11 protein-coding genes and 1 pseudogene are annotated in these 15,616 nt (G+C 70.7%); 7 read left to right on the forward strand and 5 right to left on the reverse strand.

Annotated elements, in window-relative coordinates:
• The first annotated feature begins 14 nt into the window (after positions 1-14).
• On the forward strand, positions 15-1,451 hold the full coding sequence (locus OG844_RS13605) for a lipase maturation factor family protein (RefSeq protein ID WP_406390234.1): 1,437 nt from the start codon (positions 15-17) through the stop codon (positions 1,449-1,451).
• A 73-nt stretch (positions 1,452-1,524) separates the two neighbouring features.
• Here OG844_RS13605 and OG844_RS13610 read toward each other — a convergent pair whose 3' ends face one another.
• The 3 genes from OG844_RS13610 to OG844_RS13620 all read right to left on the reverse strand — a co-directional run bounded on the left by OG844_RS13610 (position 1,525) and on the right by OG844_RS13620 (position 5,193).
• The gene (locus tag OG844_RS13610) at positions 1,525-1,698 is read right to left on the reverse strand and encodes a hypothetical protein (RefSeq protein WP_329215559.1); all 174 of its coding nucleotides are present in this window, start codon (positions 1,696-1,698) and stop codon (positions 1,525-1,527) included.
• Positions 1,699-2,089: 391 nt separating this feature from the next.
• Positions 2,090-3,577 carry an SDR family NAD(P)-dependent oxidoreductase gene (locus tag OG844_RS13615; RefSeq protein WP_406390235.1) on the reverse strand — a complete coding sequence of 496 codons (1,488 nt, stop codon included), beginning with the start codon at positions 3,575-3,577 and terminating at the stop codon, positions 2,090-2,092.
• 158 nt (positions 3,578-3,735) lie between these two features.
• Entirely contained in the window at positions 3,736-5,193 is a 1,458-nt protein-coding gene (locus OG844_RS13620; protein ID WP_406390237.1) for an MFS transporter, read from the reverse strand.
• Positions 5,194-5,427: 234 nt separating this feature from the next.
• Here OG844_RS13620 and OG844_RS13625 point away from each other — a divergent pair, with 234 nt between their 5' ends.
• From OG844_RS13625 to OG844_RS13640, 4 genes are all read left to right on the forward strand, one after another.
• Positions 5,428-6,324, forward strand: coding sequence for an RNA polymerase sigma factor SigF (locus tag OG844_RS13625; RefSeq protein ID WP_406390238.1), 897 nt, complete (start codon positions 5,428-5,430; stop codon positions 6,322-6,324).
• A 148-nt stretch (positions 6,325-6,472) separates the two neighbouring features.
• The gene (locus tag OG844_RS13630) at positions 6,473-7,696 is read left to right on the forward strand and encodes a PP2C family protein-serine/threonine phosphatase (protein WP_406396116.1); all 1,224 of its coding nucleotides are present in this window, start codon (positions 6,473-6,475) and stop codon (positions 7,694-7,696) included.
• A 59-nt stretch (positions 7,697-7,755) separates the two neighbouring features.
• On the forward strand, positions 7,756-9,327 hold the full coding sequence (locus OG844_RS13635; RefSeq protein ID WP_406396118.1) for a CHASE3 domain-containing protein: 1,572 nt from the start codon (positions 7,756-7,758) through the stop codon (positions 9,325-9,327).
• 166 nt (positions 9,328-9,493) lie between these two features.
• Positions 9,494-9,949: an ATP-binding protein gene (locus OG844_RS13640; protein WP_406390240.1), complete on the forward strand. Its 456-nt coding sequence runs from the start codon at positions 9,494-9,496 to the stop codon at positions 9,947-9,949.
• Positions 9,950-10,006: 57 nt separating this feature from the next.
• Here the strand turns inward: OG844_RS13640 and OG844_RS13645 are convergent, their stop codons facing one another.
• Positions 10,007-10,198 (reverse strand): hypothetical protein, encoded by a 192-nt coding sequence (locus tag OG844_RS13645; protein ID WP_406396402.1) that lies wholly within the window; start codon positions 10,196-10,198, stop codon positions 10,007-10,009.
• Positions 10,199-10,463: 265 nt separating this feature from the next.
• On the opposite strand from OG844_RS13645, the pseudogene OG844_RS13650 reads away from it, so the two are divergent.
• Positions 10,464-11,620 (forward strand): annotated as a pseudogene (locus OG844_RS13650) (DMT family transporter).
• Here OG844_RS13650 and OG844_RS13655 read toward each other — a convergent pair.
• Positions 11,590-12,909: a peptidoglycan DD-metalloendopeptidase family protein gene (locus OG844_RS13655; protein ID WP_406390241.1), complete on the reverse strand. Its 1,320-nt coding sequence runs from the start codon at positions 12,907-12,909 to the stop codon at positions 11,590-11,592. The pseudogene OG844_RS13650 and the gene OG844_RS13655 sit on opposite strands and share 31 nt — an antisense overlap.
• 209 nt (positions 12,910-13,118) lie before the next feature.
• On the opposite strand from OG844_RS13655, the gene OG844_RS13660 reads away from it, so the two are divergent.
• Complete coding sequence (locus tag OG844_RS13660) at positions 13,119-15,611, forward strand: glycoside hydrolase family 3 C-terminal domain-containing protein (RefSeq protein ID WP_406390243.1); 2,493 nt, start codon at positions 13,119-13,121, stop codon at positions 15,609-15,611.
• Positions 15,612-15,616 lie beyond the last annotated feature (5 nt).

Here is a 15,616-nt window from a genome sequence, read left to right on the forward strand (position 1 = left end):
CGATACTGGAAGCGATGGAGTGGTTCACCGCAGACGGGTACTGGCTCAGCCGGCTGGTCTTCCAGCGGGCTCTCGCCGCCGTGTACCTGGTCGCGTTCCTGTCGGCGGTCCTCCAGTTCCGGGCGCTGATCGGGTCACGGGGCATGCTCCCCGTGCCCGAGCTGCTGCGGCGCACCCCCTGGCGGGCCGCGCCCGGCCTGTTCCGCCTCCACTACTCCGACCGCTTCTTCGCGCTCGTCGCCTGGACGGGCTGCGCGGTCTCGCTCGCCCTCCTCGCGGGCCTGGACGCGTTCCTTCCGCTGTGGGCGGCCATGGTGCTGTGGGCGGTGCCCTGGGTGCTGTACCTGTCGATCGTCCAGGTCGGGCAGGTCTGGTACGGCTTCGGCTGGGAGTCCCTCCTGCTGGAGACGGGCTTCCTCGCCGTGTTCCTCGGGAACGCCGACCATGCGGCCCCGGTCCTGCTGCTGTGGCTGCTGCGCTGGCTGCTCTTCAGGGTCGAATTCGGCGCCGGCCTCATCAAGATCCGGGGCGACTCGTGCTGGAGACGTCTGACCTGTCTGGATTTCCACCACGAGACGCAGCCGATGCCGGGGCCGCTGAGCTGGTTCTTCCACCACTTGCCGAAGCCCGCCCACCGGGTCGAGGTGGCCGCCAACCATGTCACCCAGCTCGTGGTGCCCTTCCTGCTGTTCACCCCGCAGCCCGTGGCGAGCATCGCGGGGAGCCTCATGGTGGTCACCCAGCTGTGGCTGGTGCTGTCGGGGAACTTCGCCTGGCTGAACTGGCTGACCATCACCCTCGCCCTCGCCGCGATCGACTGGTCCCCGCTCGCCGGCCCGCCACCCGAGCAGTCCGCGCCACCCCTCTGGTACGAGGTCGTGGTCATGGCGGTGACGGTCCTCGTGCTGGTGCTCAGCTACCGTCCGGCACGCAATCTCCTCTCCCGCCGCCAGGTCATGAACCGGTCCTTCGACCCGCTCCACCTGGTCAACACCTACGGAGCCTTCGGGAGCATCAGCAGGATGCGGCTCGAGGTCATGGTCGAGGGGACCGACGAGGCGGTGATCCACGAAGGCACTCACTGGCAGGAGTACGGCTTCCGCGGGAAGCCGGGCGACCCGCACCGGATGCCCCGCCAGTTCGCCCCGTACCATCTGCGCCTCGACTGGATGATGTGGTTCGCGGCGCTCTCCCCCGCGTACGCCCGGTCCTGGTTCGGGCCGTTCGTCGAACGGCTGCTGCAGGGCGACCGGGACACCCTGCGGCTGCTGCGGCACAACCCCTTCCCCGGCACCCCGCCCGCCCATGTCCGCGCCCGGGTCTTCTACTACCGGTACACGGACCTGCGGGAGTTGCGCGCCACGGGCTGCTGGTGGGAGCGGACCTACGTACGGGACTTCATGCGCCCGGTGGCCAGGCCCGTTCCGCTGCGGCCCCGGGGGCGGACATGAGAATGCCCCGGCCCCCGCGGGTTCCGATGCGGGGGCCGGGGCTCAGCTCTGTACGACGCTGTGGCGCGAGCGGTCAGTCGATGCCGGGCAGGATGTGCGGCTCGGCGAGATCGTCCTCGTAACCGGCCAGCCTGATCGGCGCCGACCTGGCCCAGACCTCGATGTTCCGGAGCTTCTCGGGCCGATGGGCCCGCGCTCCGGTCCGTTCGGCGGGGCGCTGCTCGCTCTTCGTCATTTCAGGTGTCACCGCGGACTCCTTTGTGTCGCGTAACCCCGGGCGGTGGCGACGCTGCGGTGTGAGAACCGTGTATCGACCGCCCTCTGCGGGGCAGGGGCAGAAACAGTTCGGTCGCGGTGGCGCCGGTACGGGGCGGGACGGCGGCCTGCTTACAGACCTGTCCCAGGACGGCCGAGGAAGTTTTGTGGATCCCTTGGTGGCGTCCGTTCAATTCAGAGTAACCAAATGAGCGAGATCCCGCTCGACAGAACGTGTGGCCTGGGTCACTTTCAGCCAGCGGGGGTCACCACTTGTTCCTCAGGAATCACACAGCGGGACAAAAGCGGCGGCGGCCCATGGGTGTGGGCCGCCGCCGTTCTCGCTCTGTCCTGCCTGATCCGCGCGCGAAGGGTGGGTGCGGTCACCAGCCCGCGGGCGCGTAGTCCTTCAGGAAGCAGCCGTAGAGCTCCTCGCCCTCTTCGCCGCGCACGATCGGGTCGTAGACCCGGGCGGCGCCGTCGATGAGGTCGAGCGGGGCGTGGAAGCCCTCCTCGGCGAGGCGGATCTTGTCGGGGTGCGGGCGCTCGTCGGTGATCCAGCCCGTGTCGACGGCCGTCATGAGGATGCGGTCCTTCTCGAACATCTCCTGGGCGCTGGTGCGCGTGAGCATGTTCAGGGCGGCCTTGGCCATGTTGGTGTGCGGGTGGCCCGCACCCTTGTACCCACGGCTGAAGACGCCCTCCATCGCGGACACGTTCACCACGTAGGCGCGCTTCGTCGCCGCGGCCATCGCCGGGCGGAGCCGGCTGATCAGGATGAACGGCGCCGTCGAGTTGCAGAGCTGGACCTCGAGGAGCTCGATCGGCTCGACCTCCTCGACCGTCTGGATCCAGCTGTTGGTGTCGTGCAGGTCGGGCACGAGACCGCCCGCGTCGATCGCCGTGCCTGCGGCGATGCGGGCAGGAGAGGCGGATCCGGTGACCAGGGCGAGATCGGTGACGTCCTGGGCGCTCAGGCCCTCGGCCTGCTTGCGGGCGGCGGGGAGCGCGGCGACACGGTCGACCGAGCCGCTGCCGAAGGTGCCGATGACCTGCGCCGCGGGAAGCTCGCCCGCGGGCAGCGGAGCGGACTCGGCACTCAGCAGCTCGCTGTAGGCCTGCGGGGAGCGGCGCACCGTCTGCGCGGCGTTGTTGATCAGGATGTCCAGCGGGCCCTCGGCGGCGACGGAGTCGGCGAGCGCGACGACCTGCGCCGGGTCGCGCAGGTCGATCCCGACGATCTTCAGGCGGTGGATCCACTCGTCGCTGTCCGGCATCGCCTTGAAGCGGCGGATCGCGTCGTTGGGGAAGCGGGTGGTGATGGTGGTGTGGGCGCCGTCGCGCAGCAGCCGCAGCGCGATGTACATGCCGATCTTGGCCCGGCCGCCGGTGAGCAGCGCCCGTCGCCCGGTGAGGTCGGTGCGGGCGTCGCGCCGGGCCCGGTTCTCCGCGGCGCACGTCTGGCAGAGCTGGTGGTAGAAGGCGTCCACCTCGACGTAACGGGTCTTGCAGATGTAGCAGGACCGGGGGCGCTGGAGTATGCCCGCGATCTCGGCGGTGGCCGAGGACGACGGGAGCACGCCCTGCGTCTCGTCGTCGATGCGCTCGGCGGAGCCGGTCGCGGTGGCCTCGGTGACGGCCTTGTCGTGCGCGGTCTTGGCGGCCCGGCGCTCCTGGCGGCGGCGCTGCTTCACGGTGCGGTAGACGCCGGCGGTGGCCCGGCGTACGGCGATGGCGTCCGGGTGGTCGACCTCGATGGTGTCCAGCTCGTCGAGCACGCTCAGGCAGACGGCCAGCCGCTCCGGGTCGATACCGGGACCGAACTCGTCGATACCGGGAGCGAACTCCTGGCTGTCCTGTGTCACCGTCATTGCCGTTCCTCTGTTGCTCGTCACTCGTGCCGCTGCCGGGCTTCGGTGGGGAGGAGGTCCGGCCGGGAGCCGGCGGGGGCCGGCGCGCTACGGGCCGAATGCCCCGGTCAAGTCTGCCATGAGTCGGGCGCTGCTCCGTTCGGGTCGCCCCCCCGCCTCTACCTCTCCTCGGCGGAGAGCGGGGTGGCGATGTCCTCGAGGGACTTCTGCGCGGCGGGGACCGCGAAGAAGAGCGCGACCAGGCCGGCGGCCACCATCAGCCCGGCGCCGATGGAGAAGGCCAGGGCCGTGTCGCCGACCACGCCGCTGGACGTGAGGTTCGCGAAGACCAAGGGCCCCGTGATCCCGCCGGCAGCCGTGCCCACGGCGTAGAAGAAGGCGATGGCCATGGCCCTCGTCTCCATCGGGAAGATCTCGCTGACGGTCAGGTAGGCGGAGCTGGCACCCGCGGAGGCGAAGAAGAGGACCAGGCACCAGCAGCCCGTCATGGTGACGGCGTTGAGCGAGCCCGCGTCGAAGAGCCAGGCGGTGGCGAAGAGCAGCAACCCGGAGAGGATGTAGGTCCCTGCGATCATCGGCTTGCGCCCCAACGTGTCGAACAGCCGGCCGAGGAAGAGCGGCCCCAGGAAGTTGCAGAACGCGATGACGGCGAAGAAGTAGCCGGTGGACCCGCTGGAGACGTCGAAGAACGTCACCAGGATCGAGCCGAATCCGAAGGTGATGGCGTTGTAGAGGAATGCCTGCCCGATGAAGAGTGCCAGCCCGAGAACCGCCCGTTGGGGATAGGAGCGGAAGACGGTGCGGGCGATCAGGCCGAAACCGACGCTCTGGTGCCGGCGCACGGTGATGGTCCGGTCGGCGCGCGGCAGAGGGCGTCCGGTCTCCTCCTCGACCTCCCGCTCCACCCCGTCGACGAGCCGTTCCGCCTCCTCGTCGCGCCCGTGGATGAACATCCAGCGCGGGCTCTCCGGTACGTGGCGGCGGACCAGCAGGATGACGAGCCCGAGGACCACGCCCAAGGCGAACGTGAGCCGCCAGCCGATGTCCTGGGGAAAGATGTCGGTGTTCAGCGCGAGGACGGAGAGCAGGGATCCGGCCACGGCCCCGAGCCAGAAGCTGCCGTTGATGATGAGGTCGACACGGCCCCGGTACTTGCTGGGGATCAGCTCGTCGATGGCCGAGTTGATCGCCGCGTACTCCCCGCCGATCCCGAAGCCGGTCAGGAATCGGAAGAGGAAGAACCACCACGCCGAGAAGGAGATCGCGGTGAGCGCGGTGGCGCCCAGGTAGACGGCGAGAGTGATCATGAAGAGCTTCTTGCGCCCGAAGCGGTCGGTCAGCCACCCGAAGACCAGTGCACCGGAGCATGCGCCCGCCACGTACAGCGCGGCGGCGATGCCGGTGACCTGGGCGTCGGTGACGGCCAGTCCGCTGCCGTCCTCGGACAGCCGGCTGGCGATGCTGCCGACCACCGTGACCTCGAGACCGTCGAGGATCCAGACGGTCCCGAGGCCGATCACGATCATCCAGTGCCACCGTGACCAGGGGAGCCGGTCCAGCCTGGCCGGGATCCTGGTCGTGACGGTCGTCCCACCAGCCGCGCCGGTGTCGCTCATGGGCCCCTCCTCTGTTTCCGGAACACCACAGGTGCCCGGAATGAGGCGCGGCTCACACACCGGTTCAGAATGCGCTTGCCAAATCCCCCTGAAACGACACATATCGTTCCATCTGATGGCGTCAAGCACCTCGGCCCGCCGCCGACGAAGAAAAAACTCGGGACCGGGTGGCATCAATTCCGGATACCGGGGCAAGCGCTCGTCACCACACCGGATCCAGGGGAGGGCGACACCATGACGGCCATGTCAGTGCGAAACACCGAGGCAGTCGGCACAGCCACGGCGCAGTACGACGAGGCCGGTTCGGGGTCCGCGGAGTCCTCACTGCCGCAGATCAAGGACACGGGAAAGGTCGCGCCCCAGGACGCGCGGGCCATGTCGAAGATCTTCTTCGACCGGCTCCAGGTCCTCGAGGAAGGCACACACGAGTACCAGTACGCGCGCAACACGCTGATCGAGATGAATCTCTCGCTGGTGCGCTTCGCCGCCTCGCGGTTCCGTAACCGGGGCGGCGACGACACCGAGGACATCGTCCAGGTGGGCACGATCGGCCTGATCAAGGCGATCGACCGGTTCGACCTCTCCCGCGAGGTGGAGTTCGCCACCTTCGCGGTGCCGTACATCGTCGGTGAGATCAAGCGGTTCTTCCGCGACACGACCTGGTCGGTCCACGTCCCGCGCCGGCTCCAGGAACTGCGCGTCGAACTCGCCAAGGCCAAGGAGCACCTGTCCGCCGAGCTCGACCGCGACCCCACGGTGCGGGAGCTCGCCGCTCATCTGGATCTCCCCGAGGAGGAGATCATCGAAGGGCTGGTCGCGGCGAACGGCTACTCGGCCGGCTCGTTGGACACCCCGAGCGCCGACAGCGACTCCGGCAACGACCAGCGTTCGTACGCCGATCTCCTCGGTGAGGACGACCCCGCCATGGAGAGTGTCGAGAACCTGCATACGCTGGCCCCGCTCCTCGAGCAACTGGACGAGCGGGAGCGGAAGATCGTCCAGATGCGCTTCGGCCAGGAAATGACGCAGTCCCAGATCGGTGCGGAGCTCGGCGTCTCCCAGATGCACGTCTCACGCCTGCTCAGCAGGATCGTGCAGCGACTGCGTACGGGTATGTGCATCGAGGCGTGAAAACGAGCACACTCTGTGACCGATGCCCGGCTGACCAGCCGGGCATCGGTCACATATGCTTCCAGGCGTTACGGCACGGGTTGCCCCGTGCCGTCCGTCGAGGGGGTGGAGCGTGGCCGAGATGCCGTTGGGCACCTCTGTACGTGCGATGGAGCCCACCGGGCTCCCCGCGCAGCAGGGCTTTGCCACCGCCGCCGCGTCCGCCTGGGACGTCGGCGCGGCCGCGATTCTTCTGGTCGAGGACGACTCCGGGGACGCTCTGCTCGTCGAGGAACTGCTGGCCGACAGTGAGCTGGACTCCTCGCTCACCTGGTGCAAGTCGCTGGCCGAGGCGCGGCGCTTCCTGCAGTCCTGCCGCACCCCGGTCTGTGTCCTGCTGGATCTGCATCTGCCCGATGTGCACGGCCTCGATGCCGTCAGACAACTCGTCGAGTCCGCACCTGATGCCGCCATCGTCGTCACGACGGGTCTGGCCGAGGCGGAGACCGGGCTGTCCGCCGTGGCGCACGGCGCCCAGGACTACCTCGTCAAGGGCAGGATCGATCCCGAGGCGCTGGGCCGCGCGGTCCGCTACGCACTCCAGCGCAAGCAGGCCGAGCGGTCGGCGTCCGCGATGCGGGCGAGCCAGCTGATAGCGCAAGAGAACGCCCGGCTGGAACGGGCGCTGCTGCCCATCCCCCTGCTGAGCGACGACAGTTTCTGTGTGGCCGCACGCTACGAGGCGGGGCGCGCCCACGGGCTGCTGAGCGGCGACTTCTACGACGTGATTCAGACGGCCGACGGTGCGGTGCACGCCGTGATCGGCGATGTGTCGGGGCACGGTGCCGCGGAGGCCGCGCTGGGTGTCTGTCTGCGGGTGGCCTGGCGCACCGCCGTGCTGACCGGGGTCACCCAGCTCGAGAAGATCGGGCTCCTGGAGCAGATACTGGTCGCCGAGCGGTCCGACCCCCATGTCTTCGCCACCGTCACCGCACTCGTCTTCCCGCCGGGCCGGGACCGGGTGCGGATCGCGCGAGCCGGTCACCCCGGCCTGCTGCTGCGCCGCGGTACGGACGTCAGCTGGGTGGAACCCCAGGCCGGCATGGCGTTGGGACTCCTGCCCGGGGTCGGCCGCTGGACCGTCACGGAGCTGGACCTCTTCCCGGACAGCGAACTCGTCCTGTTCACCGACGGCCTGTTCGAGGGACGCACGGGGCCGCAGTCCCGGCTCGGCGAGGAAGGGCTGCTGGCCATGGCCCGTCGGCACGGGGCGCTGCCGCCCCGGGCCTTCGTCGACGCCCTGGTCGCCGAGGCCACCGAGAGCGCCTCGCCCTACGGGGGGCTGGCCGACGACGTCGCCGTCCTGCATCTGGGCTGGCGAGCGGACTCGTGACGAAGGGCGGCAGCACGGCCGGGACGGACGAGCGGCCGGGTCTGCTCGCACGGCCGTCGGTGCAGCACTGGGTCCATCTGATCCTGGCCGGCTTCGTGCTGATGGTCTGCGGGGGCCTGGTCGTCGGCGGCCTCGTCCTCTCGCGCATATCCGACCGGACCACGGAGCTGGTGGACCGCATCCAGCCCGCCCGCACCTGGTCGTACCAGTTGCAGAACTCCCTTCTGGAACAGGAGACCGGGGTGCGCGGCTTCGCGCTCACCGGAGACGCGTCGTTCCTGGAGCCCTACGAGGCGGGCGTGCGGGCCGAGCGGAACAGGCTGGACCGGCTCCGTGCCCTCGTCGGCGACGAACAGCCCTTCGCCGGGGACCTGGACCGGATCGAGAAGGCGTCCCGGCAGTGGCGCCTGCTCCGGGCCGAGCCGCTGATCGCCCGTGTCCGCGGGGCCGGGCCCGCGGGTGCGTCCTCGGATCCGATCCGGCAGAGCAAGGCGGAGTTCGACACGTTGCGACAGCTGTACACGGCGCAGCAGTCCCATCTGGACGTCGCGCGCGATCAGGCCCGTGCCGATCTCGGTGCGGCGCGCACGACCCGGGACCGGGTGCTCTTCGCGCTGTTGATCAGCTTCGTGCTGGCCGTCGTGTCGTTCAGTCTGCTGCTGCACCGGATGGTGGGCCGGCCTCTCAACGCGCTGACCGCGGCGTCGAACACGGTCCGGTCGGGCACGTTCGCCGGGAGGATCGAGGTCCGCGGTCCGTCCGACGTACGAGCAGTGGCTGCCGCGGTGGAGGACATGCGCCGCCGCCTGGTGACGGAGCTCGCCGAGTCGCGGGAGCGGGAGACCCTGCTGGCCGAACAGGCCGAGGAGCTGCGCCGGTCCAACTCCGAGCTGGAGCAGTTCGCCTACGTCGCCTCGCACGACCTGCAGGAACCCTTGCGCAAGGTGGCCTCCTTCTGCCGGCTGCTGGAGCAGCGGTACGGCACGGAACTGGACGAACGCGGCAAGCAGTACATCGACTTCGCGGTCGACGGCGCCGTGCGGATGCGGGTGCTCATCGAGGATCTGCTCACCTTCTCCCGGGTGGGACGGGTCCACGACGGCTGGGCGCCCGTCGATCTCGACCGCTCCCTGGACCGGGCCCTCGCCAATCTGGCCCTGGCGGTCGAGGAGTCGGGGGCCACCGTCGTGCGCGAGGACCGGCTGCCGGCCCTGCTCGGCGACGCGACGTCGCTGACCATGGTCTGGCAGAACCTCATCGGCAACGCGGTCAAGTTCCGTCGTCCGGACGTGCCGTGCCGGATCACCGTCGGATGTGTGCGGGAGGGCGAGGACTGGCATCTGACGGTCGCGGACACCGGCATCGGGATCGCCCCGGAGTTCTCGGACAAGGTGTTCGTCATCTTCCAGCGCCTGCACGACCGTGACGCGTACGAGGGCACGGGGATCGGGCTCGCCCTCTGCCGCAAGATCGTCGAGTTCCACGGTGGCCGGATCTGGCTGGACCCGGGCCCGGACGAAGGCACGCTCATCCACTTCACGCTGCCGGTCGCCCCCGAAGCGCCCACGCACACCACGGCGGAACTGCTCGCGCCCGCCCTGATCAGCCCGCAGTCGGGAGAAGCACCGTGAATCGTCGGCTCGGCGCGGCAGATCGACAACTTCTCCATGAGCGTGGTACGGACGCCCCGTCGCGCGTAAGATCTGAGAGATCTCCCGGAGTGGGATCTCTCGACGCGGGTAGACGAACGGCGAGAAGAGGTCTTCGACCTCCCCTGCGGCGCCCTGGCTGGAGCACATGAACGAACAGGCCACCTCACGGTCGGACGACCCCGTTCAGGGGGCGCCGGTCACGGAGGTTCTGCTCGCTGCCGAGGTGTTCGACGGCGAACCGGGATGCATCGCGCAGGCCCGAGCCCTGGCCGACCGTTTCCTGGCGCGGCTCGCGGCGGAGTGGCTCGCGGTCCTCGGTGAGCACACCCGCAGCGACCTGATGCTGGCGGTGAGCGAACTCGTCACCAACGCGGACCGCTACAGCCACGGCCCCTACCTGCTGGAGCTCGAGGGGAACGCGGACCGCATCAGCGTCACGGTGTACGACAGCAGTACGGCACTTCCCGTCCTCTACGCCCCCGATCCTGCCCGTCTCGGCGGTCACGGCATGGAGATCGTGGTGGCGCTCTGCGACCGTGTGACGGCCGAGCGGGTCCCTGTGGGCAAGCGCATCCGGGCCGAATTCCAGCTCAGCACCTGAACCTGTCGCGGCGCCCCGCCCCGGACCGTGTGGTCCGGGGCGGGGCGCCGCCTTCGTTCAGCGCAGGGCAGGCGGGGCGTCGGCGGGAGCCGTGCCCCACGCGGAGGGCTCGCTGCCCACCTCGAAGGAGAGCGAGCGTGCCGAGCGGATGTCCTCGGTGGTGAGGTATGTCCTGAACTGCTCCGCCCCGTCGAGCCGGGCCGACTGGATGTAGCGGTCGGTGTCCGAGGCGCAGCGGCATGAAAACACGGCGCCGGGCCGCTGTCCAGGTTCACGGCACACAGAACTCGGCGACAGCGCCTGCCCGAACCTGTTTTCTCCCATTCCTTCGGGTTTCGGGCACTCACCGCATCGGACCGTCAGCGCTCTGTGCGACTCGCGGCCCAACTTCTGAGGCTTGGGGCGAGGAGGACTACCGTCGAGAGGAGGACGTAGGAGTGATGTACGTACTACTGGAGCAGTACGCCGAATCGCCGCCTCAAGGACGACGACTGAGCGACTCCGACAGGACATCGTGGTGTACATGAGTTCCCTTGCGCTGTCCGTGCTGCTGTCACTGATCTCCGCGGTCGCCTATGCGGCCGGGGCGATCGTCCAGGAGCGCGTGGCCGCGGGCGGTGACGACCGCCCGTACGCACCCGTGCGCAACGTCGTCTGGTGGGCGGCCGTGGCGCTCAACGGTGTGGGTGCGGTGCTGCACGTGGTGGCACTGGCCTACGGACCCCTCAGCCTCGTCCAGCCGCTCGGTGCCCTGACCATCGTCTTCGCGCTGCCGATGGCGGCGCTCTTCGTCCGGCGCAGGGCGGGGAAGACTGCCTGGCGCGGTGCGATCATGGCCACGGTGGGTCTGGCCGGCCTGCTGGCCCTCACGGGGAACGCGGGCTCACACTCTCTGGCGGGACCCGAGCAGCTGGTGCTGGCGGCCGGGACGTTCGGTGCGGTGGCCGTCGTGACCGTTCTCGCCAAGGGGCTGCACCGCCCCATGGCGCGCAGCGTGGTGCTGGCCACGGGCGCCGGAGTGGCCTTCGGCATGGCCTCGGTGTTCACCAAGACCGTGGCGATGGAATGGACGTCCGGCTCGGTGGGGTCGGGGCTGCCGACGCTGCTGGTGATCGCGGGCCTGGCCGCCTCGGGGCTGCTCCTCTCCCAGGCCGCGTACCGCGGCGCCGGGCTGGCCGCCCCGCTCGCCACGGTCACCGTGGTCAATCCGGTGGTCGCCGCCGCGGTGGGTCTCACGCTCTTCGGGGAGCAGTTCCGCTACGGCATCACCGGCACGGTACTGGCGCTCGGCTGCGGTGCGGTGGCGGCGGGCGGGCTGGTTCTGCTGACCACCCAGAGGCTGACCGCGGAGCGCACGGGGGCCCCGCATCCGGCGTCGCGGCGGTCCGCATCCGATACGGACTGTGAGGCGCCACAGGCCCATGGGAGCCGGCCCTTGGTGGTCCCCGAGCCGCCGAAGCCGCTGCCCTCCCCCGCCAGGGCGGCACCGGACCCGTTTCCGGCACCGACCGCCCTGCCGCTGAACCACGCGGCGGGGCGTGTGGAGTTCAAGGGGCAGCGGGAACGGCCGTTGGCAGGCCCTGCCCGCCGCGGTGACTTAGCCCGCCCGGAGTCGGGCGCCCCGGGCCGTACAGCGGTGTTCAGATGCTGACGCCGCCTGCCCTGAGATAGGCGAGCGGGTCGACGTCCGAGCCGTAGCCGGGGCCGGTCCGGACCTCGAAGTGCAGATGCGGGCCGGTGCTGTTGCCGGTGGATCCCGAGCGCGCGATCCGCTGGCCGCTGCCCACCTGCTGACCCTCGCGCACGTGGAGCGAGGACAGGTGCGCGTACTGGCTGTACCTGCCGTCGCCGTGGCGGATGACGATCTCGTAGCCGTACGCTCCCGCCCAGCCGGCCGAGACGACCTTCCCGGACGCCACGGCCTTCACCGAGGTACCGGTGGGCACGGGGAAGTCGACACCCGTGTGATAGCCGCTGGACCATGAACCCGCCTGGTGGTACGGGGTTCCGGTCCGGGCCGCCACGGGTGCGGTGAGGCCGGAGTTCTGCTTGGCCGACTGCTTGGGCTTGGCGGCGGGCTTCGCCGCCTGCTCGGGCGCGGCCTTCTGAGTCGCTTTCGGTGCGGCGGCCTTCTGTGTGGCCCGCTGTTTCGGCGTGACCTGCTTCGAGTCGTCCCGCTCCGGGCTCGCCGAACCGGCACGCTCCCGCCAGGACTCGTTCGTCGCCGCGGGCTCGGCGGTCCTGGGTGTCTCCGCCACCTCGAGGCTCAGCCGCTGTCCCGGCAGGATGAGGTCGGGGTCGTCTCCGACGACGGCGCGGTTCGCCGAGTAGAGGCGCTGCCAGCCGCCCTGCACCCGTTCGGCCTCGGCTATGCCGGAGAGGGAGTCGCCACGGGCCACGGTGTACGACTCCCGCTTGCCCGGCACGGCGGTCGGCGATGCGGACGCCTTGTCTGCCCGGGCGTCCGGGACGGCCTTCGCCGAGCCGGACTGCGTCCTGGCCTTCGGTGCGGCCTTCACACCCGCCTTCGCCGCGTCGACGGCTGTGCGTTTCGTCTGCGGGGCGATGTCGGGGGCGTCGCCGCCCCGCGTCAGTCCGGCCCGTACCGAGCAGGTCGGCCAGGCGCCGGGCCCCTGCCCCTCCAGCACCTTCTCGGCGACGGCGATCTGCTGGTCCTTGGTGGCCAGGTCGGCGCGCGCGGCGTAGGCCGTGCCGCCGAAGGCCGCCCAGGTCGATCGGGTGAACTGCAGGCCGCCGTAGTAGCCGTTACCGGTGTTGATGTGCCAGTTGCTCGTCGACTCGCACGCGGCGACCTTCTCCCACACATCGGTCGAGGCGGCTCCTGCCGAAGCGGCCGTGAGGAGCGGTAGCGCGATGCCCGCGCCGCCCGCCGTGACCGTGAGCGAGGCACGGTTGATCCGGCTGGGCTGATATCTGCGGTGCCGTCCGTTCGCGGCCATGACTTGGCTCCCCCACTGGCAGTAGGACACGTCGCAAGCGGCCAACTTAGGTGCAGACAAGGGGTGGTGACAAGTGAGTGGCCATTGTGCCGTCGCCCGCGCCCTCCGCCGCCGGACCCCATTGACAGAGCCGACACCGGCCAGCGACGCTGTGCCGAGCACACGGGGAGAGCGCTCTCCAACGAGGCGCGGGTGAGGGGCAGGGCCGCATGACGGATGAAGAGATCGACCGCCTGCTGGAAAAGCTGGACCTCGGACAGAAGGTGCGCCTGCTGACGGGCGCCACGACCTGGCGGACACACGGGGAACCGGCCGTCGGTCTGCGCCCGTTGACGTTCTCCGACGGCCCCGCAGGGGTGCGGGGCGAGGCCTGGGACGAACGTGAGACCTCGCTCGTCCTGCCCTCGCCGACCGCGCTCGCCGCCGCTTGGGACGAGCGGCTGGTGACCGAGCTGGGTGCGCTGCTCGCGGCCGAGGCCCGCGGGAAGGGCGTCGACGTCCTCCTCGCCCCCACCCTCAACCTGCACCGGTCACCCCTGGGCGGGCGGCACTTCGAGTGCTTCTCGGAGGACCCGCTGCTCACCGGGCGCACGGGGGTCGCACTGATCAGGGGCATCCAGTCGGGCGGCGTGGCCGCCACCGCCAAGCACTTCGTCGGCAACGACTCCGAGACCGACCGGCTGACCGTCGACGTCCGGATCGACGAGCAGACCCTGCGCGAGGTCTACCTCGCCCCGTTTGAGGCGGCCGTCGAGGCAGGCGTCTGGGCGGTCATGTCCGCGTACAACCAGGTCAACGGCTGCACCATGGCCGCGTCGCCGCTGCTGGACCGGCCCCTGAAGAGCGAGTGGGGGTTCGACGGGCCCGTGATCTCCGACTGGGGCGCCGTCCGCACGCTGCTCGACACCGCGGGGTCGGCACAGGACCTGGCCATGCCGGGTCCGCACGGGCCGTGGGCGGCCGGCCTGCTCGCCGCCGTGGAACAAGGGATCGTGGAGCGGCAGTTGCTGGACGACAAGGTCCGGAGGCTGCTGCGGCTGGCCGACCGGGTGGGTGCGCTGGGCCACCCCGAGCTCGTGTGGCGTCCCGCGGTCTCCCCAGTGACCCGTCGCGCTCTGCTGCGCAGGGCCGCCGCGGCAGGGGCCGTCCTGCTGCGCAACGAGGGCGGGCTCCTGCCGCTGGATCCGGCGGGGCTGCGCAGCATCGCCGTGATCGGGGCGCCTGCCCGCGAGGTGCGGATCCAGGGCGGGGGCAGCGCGGAGGTGTTCCCGGCCTCCGTCGTGTCGCCGCTGGAGGGGATCCAACGGGCGGTGGGCGGCGGCACACGGGTGACGTACGCCCCGGGTCAGGCGCCCTCCTCCCTGCCGCGCCCCCTGGACCGGTCCTGGTCCCGTGATCCACGCAGCGGCGAACCCGGGGTGCTCGTCCGGCTGCTGGATGCGGCGGGTGCCGAACTGCACGCGGAGCACCGGCTGTCCGGCCGGATCGTGGAGCCGTCGGTGAGGGTGGACGGGGCCGAGACGGTGGAGATCCGGACGCTGGTCAAGCCGGACACCGGCGGCAGGTGGACCTGGGCGGTCGGCGGCTGGGGGCCCCTGTCGCTGAGCGTCGACGGCCGGGAGGTGCTCGGCGGGACGTTCCCGCTCGACAGCGACGATCCGACGCGTGTCCATGTCGCCCCTCCCTACCGGCTGGCGGAGGCGGTGCTGAGGGCGGACACCGAGGTCGAGGTCGTCGTCCGGCGCGGCCTGGCGCCGGGGACGGGTGTGGCGACGGTTCTGGCGGCGGCTCCCCCGCCGGGTGACGACGCCGCGGCGCTCGCGGCCGCCGTGGCCGCGGCGCGGTCCTCGGATGTCGCGGTGGTGGTCGTGGGCACCACCGAGGAGAGCGAGTCGGAGGGCCACGACCGCGAGGGCCTCAGCCTGCCGGACGGCCGCGACGAGCTCGTCCGGGCGGTCGTGCGGGCCAACCCGCGCACAGTGGTGATCGTGAACTCCGGCGGCCCGGTGGCCCTTCCGTGGCACACCCTGGTCCCCTCCCTGCTGCTGGCCTGGTTCCCCGGCCAGGAAGCCGGCGACGGACTCGCGGACGTCCTGTTCGGCCGTACCGAGCCGGGTGGCCGACTGCCGACCACGTGGGGAGTCGCCCAGGAGGACGTACCGGTGCTCACGACCTGGCCGGACGCGGGGGTGCTGCGCTACGAGGAGGGGCCGGACATCGGCCACCGTGCCTGGCTGCGGTCGGGTACGGCGCCGGCCTACTGGTTCGGGCACGGACTCGGCTACACGCGGTGGGAGTACGAGGAGTTGTCGCCGCCGGAATCGGTGCGGGCAGGGGATGCCTTCGACGTACGGGTACGGCTGCGCAACACGGGAGGGCGGCGCGGGCGTGAGGTCGTTCAGGTCTATCTGTCCCGGCCCGCCTCCGGGACGGAACGGCCGGTGCGCAAGCTGATCGGTTACGCGGCGGTCGAGGCGGACCCGGGGCAGAGCGCCGTCGCGGTGGTCCGGGTCTCGGGCCGGGCGGCGGCCCACTGGTCGACGGTCCGGTCGCGGTGGGAGACGGATCCCGGCGAAGTCCGGCTGCTCGCCGGCCGGTCGGCCGGCGACCTGCCGCTGGAGGCGGGGCTCGCCTTGGGCGAGCCGTCGTCCGGGCGTGAAACCCTCGAGAAGGGAGAGCGCTCTCCTCAGCTGCTCCACTGATGCTA

Source organism: Streptomyces sp. NBC_00887 (assembly GCF_045207585.1).

What these genes read in the sequence shown, in the direction of transcription:
- OG844_RS13655 (WP_406390241.1), bottom strand. Translation starts at nt 12,909, where the DNA reads ATGGCCGCGAACGGACGGCACCGCAGATATCAGCCCAGCCGGATCAAC.
- OG844_RS13605 (WP_406390234.1), top strand. Translation starts at nt 15, where the DNA reads ATGGAGTGGTTCACCGCAGACGGGTACTGGCTCAGCCGGCTGGTCTTC.
- OG844_RS13620 (WP_406390237.1), bottom strand. Translation starts at nt 5,193, where the DNA reads ATGAGCGACACCGGCGCGGCTGGTGGGACGACCGTCACGACCAGGATC.
- OG844_RS13615 (WP_406390235.1), bottom strand. Translation starts at nt 3,577, where the DNA reads ATGACGGTGACACAGGACAGCCAGGAGTTCGCTCCCGGTATCGACGAG.
- OG844_RS13630 (WP_406396116.1), top strand. Translation starts at nt 6,473, where the DNA reads ATGGAGCCCACCGGGCTCCCCGCGCAGCAGGGCTTTGCCACCGCCGCC.
- OG844_RS13625 (WP_406390238.1), top strand. Translation starts at nt 5,428, where the DNA reads ATGACGGCCATGTCAGTGCGAAACACCGAGGCAGTCGGCACAGCCACG.
- OG844_RS13640 (WP_406390240.1), top strand. Translation starts at nt 9,494, where the DNA reads ATGAACGAACAGGCCACCTCACGGTCGGACGACCCCGTTCAGGGGGCG.
- OG844_RS13660 (WP_406390243.1), top strand. Translation starts at nt 13,119, where the DNA reads ATGACGGATGAAGAGATCGACCGCCTGCTGGAAAAGCTGGACCTCGGA.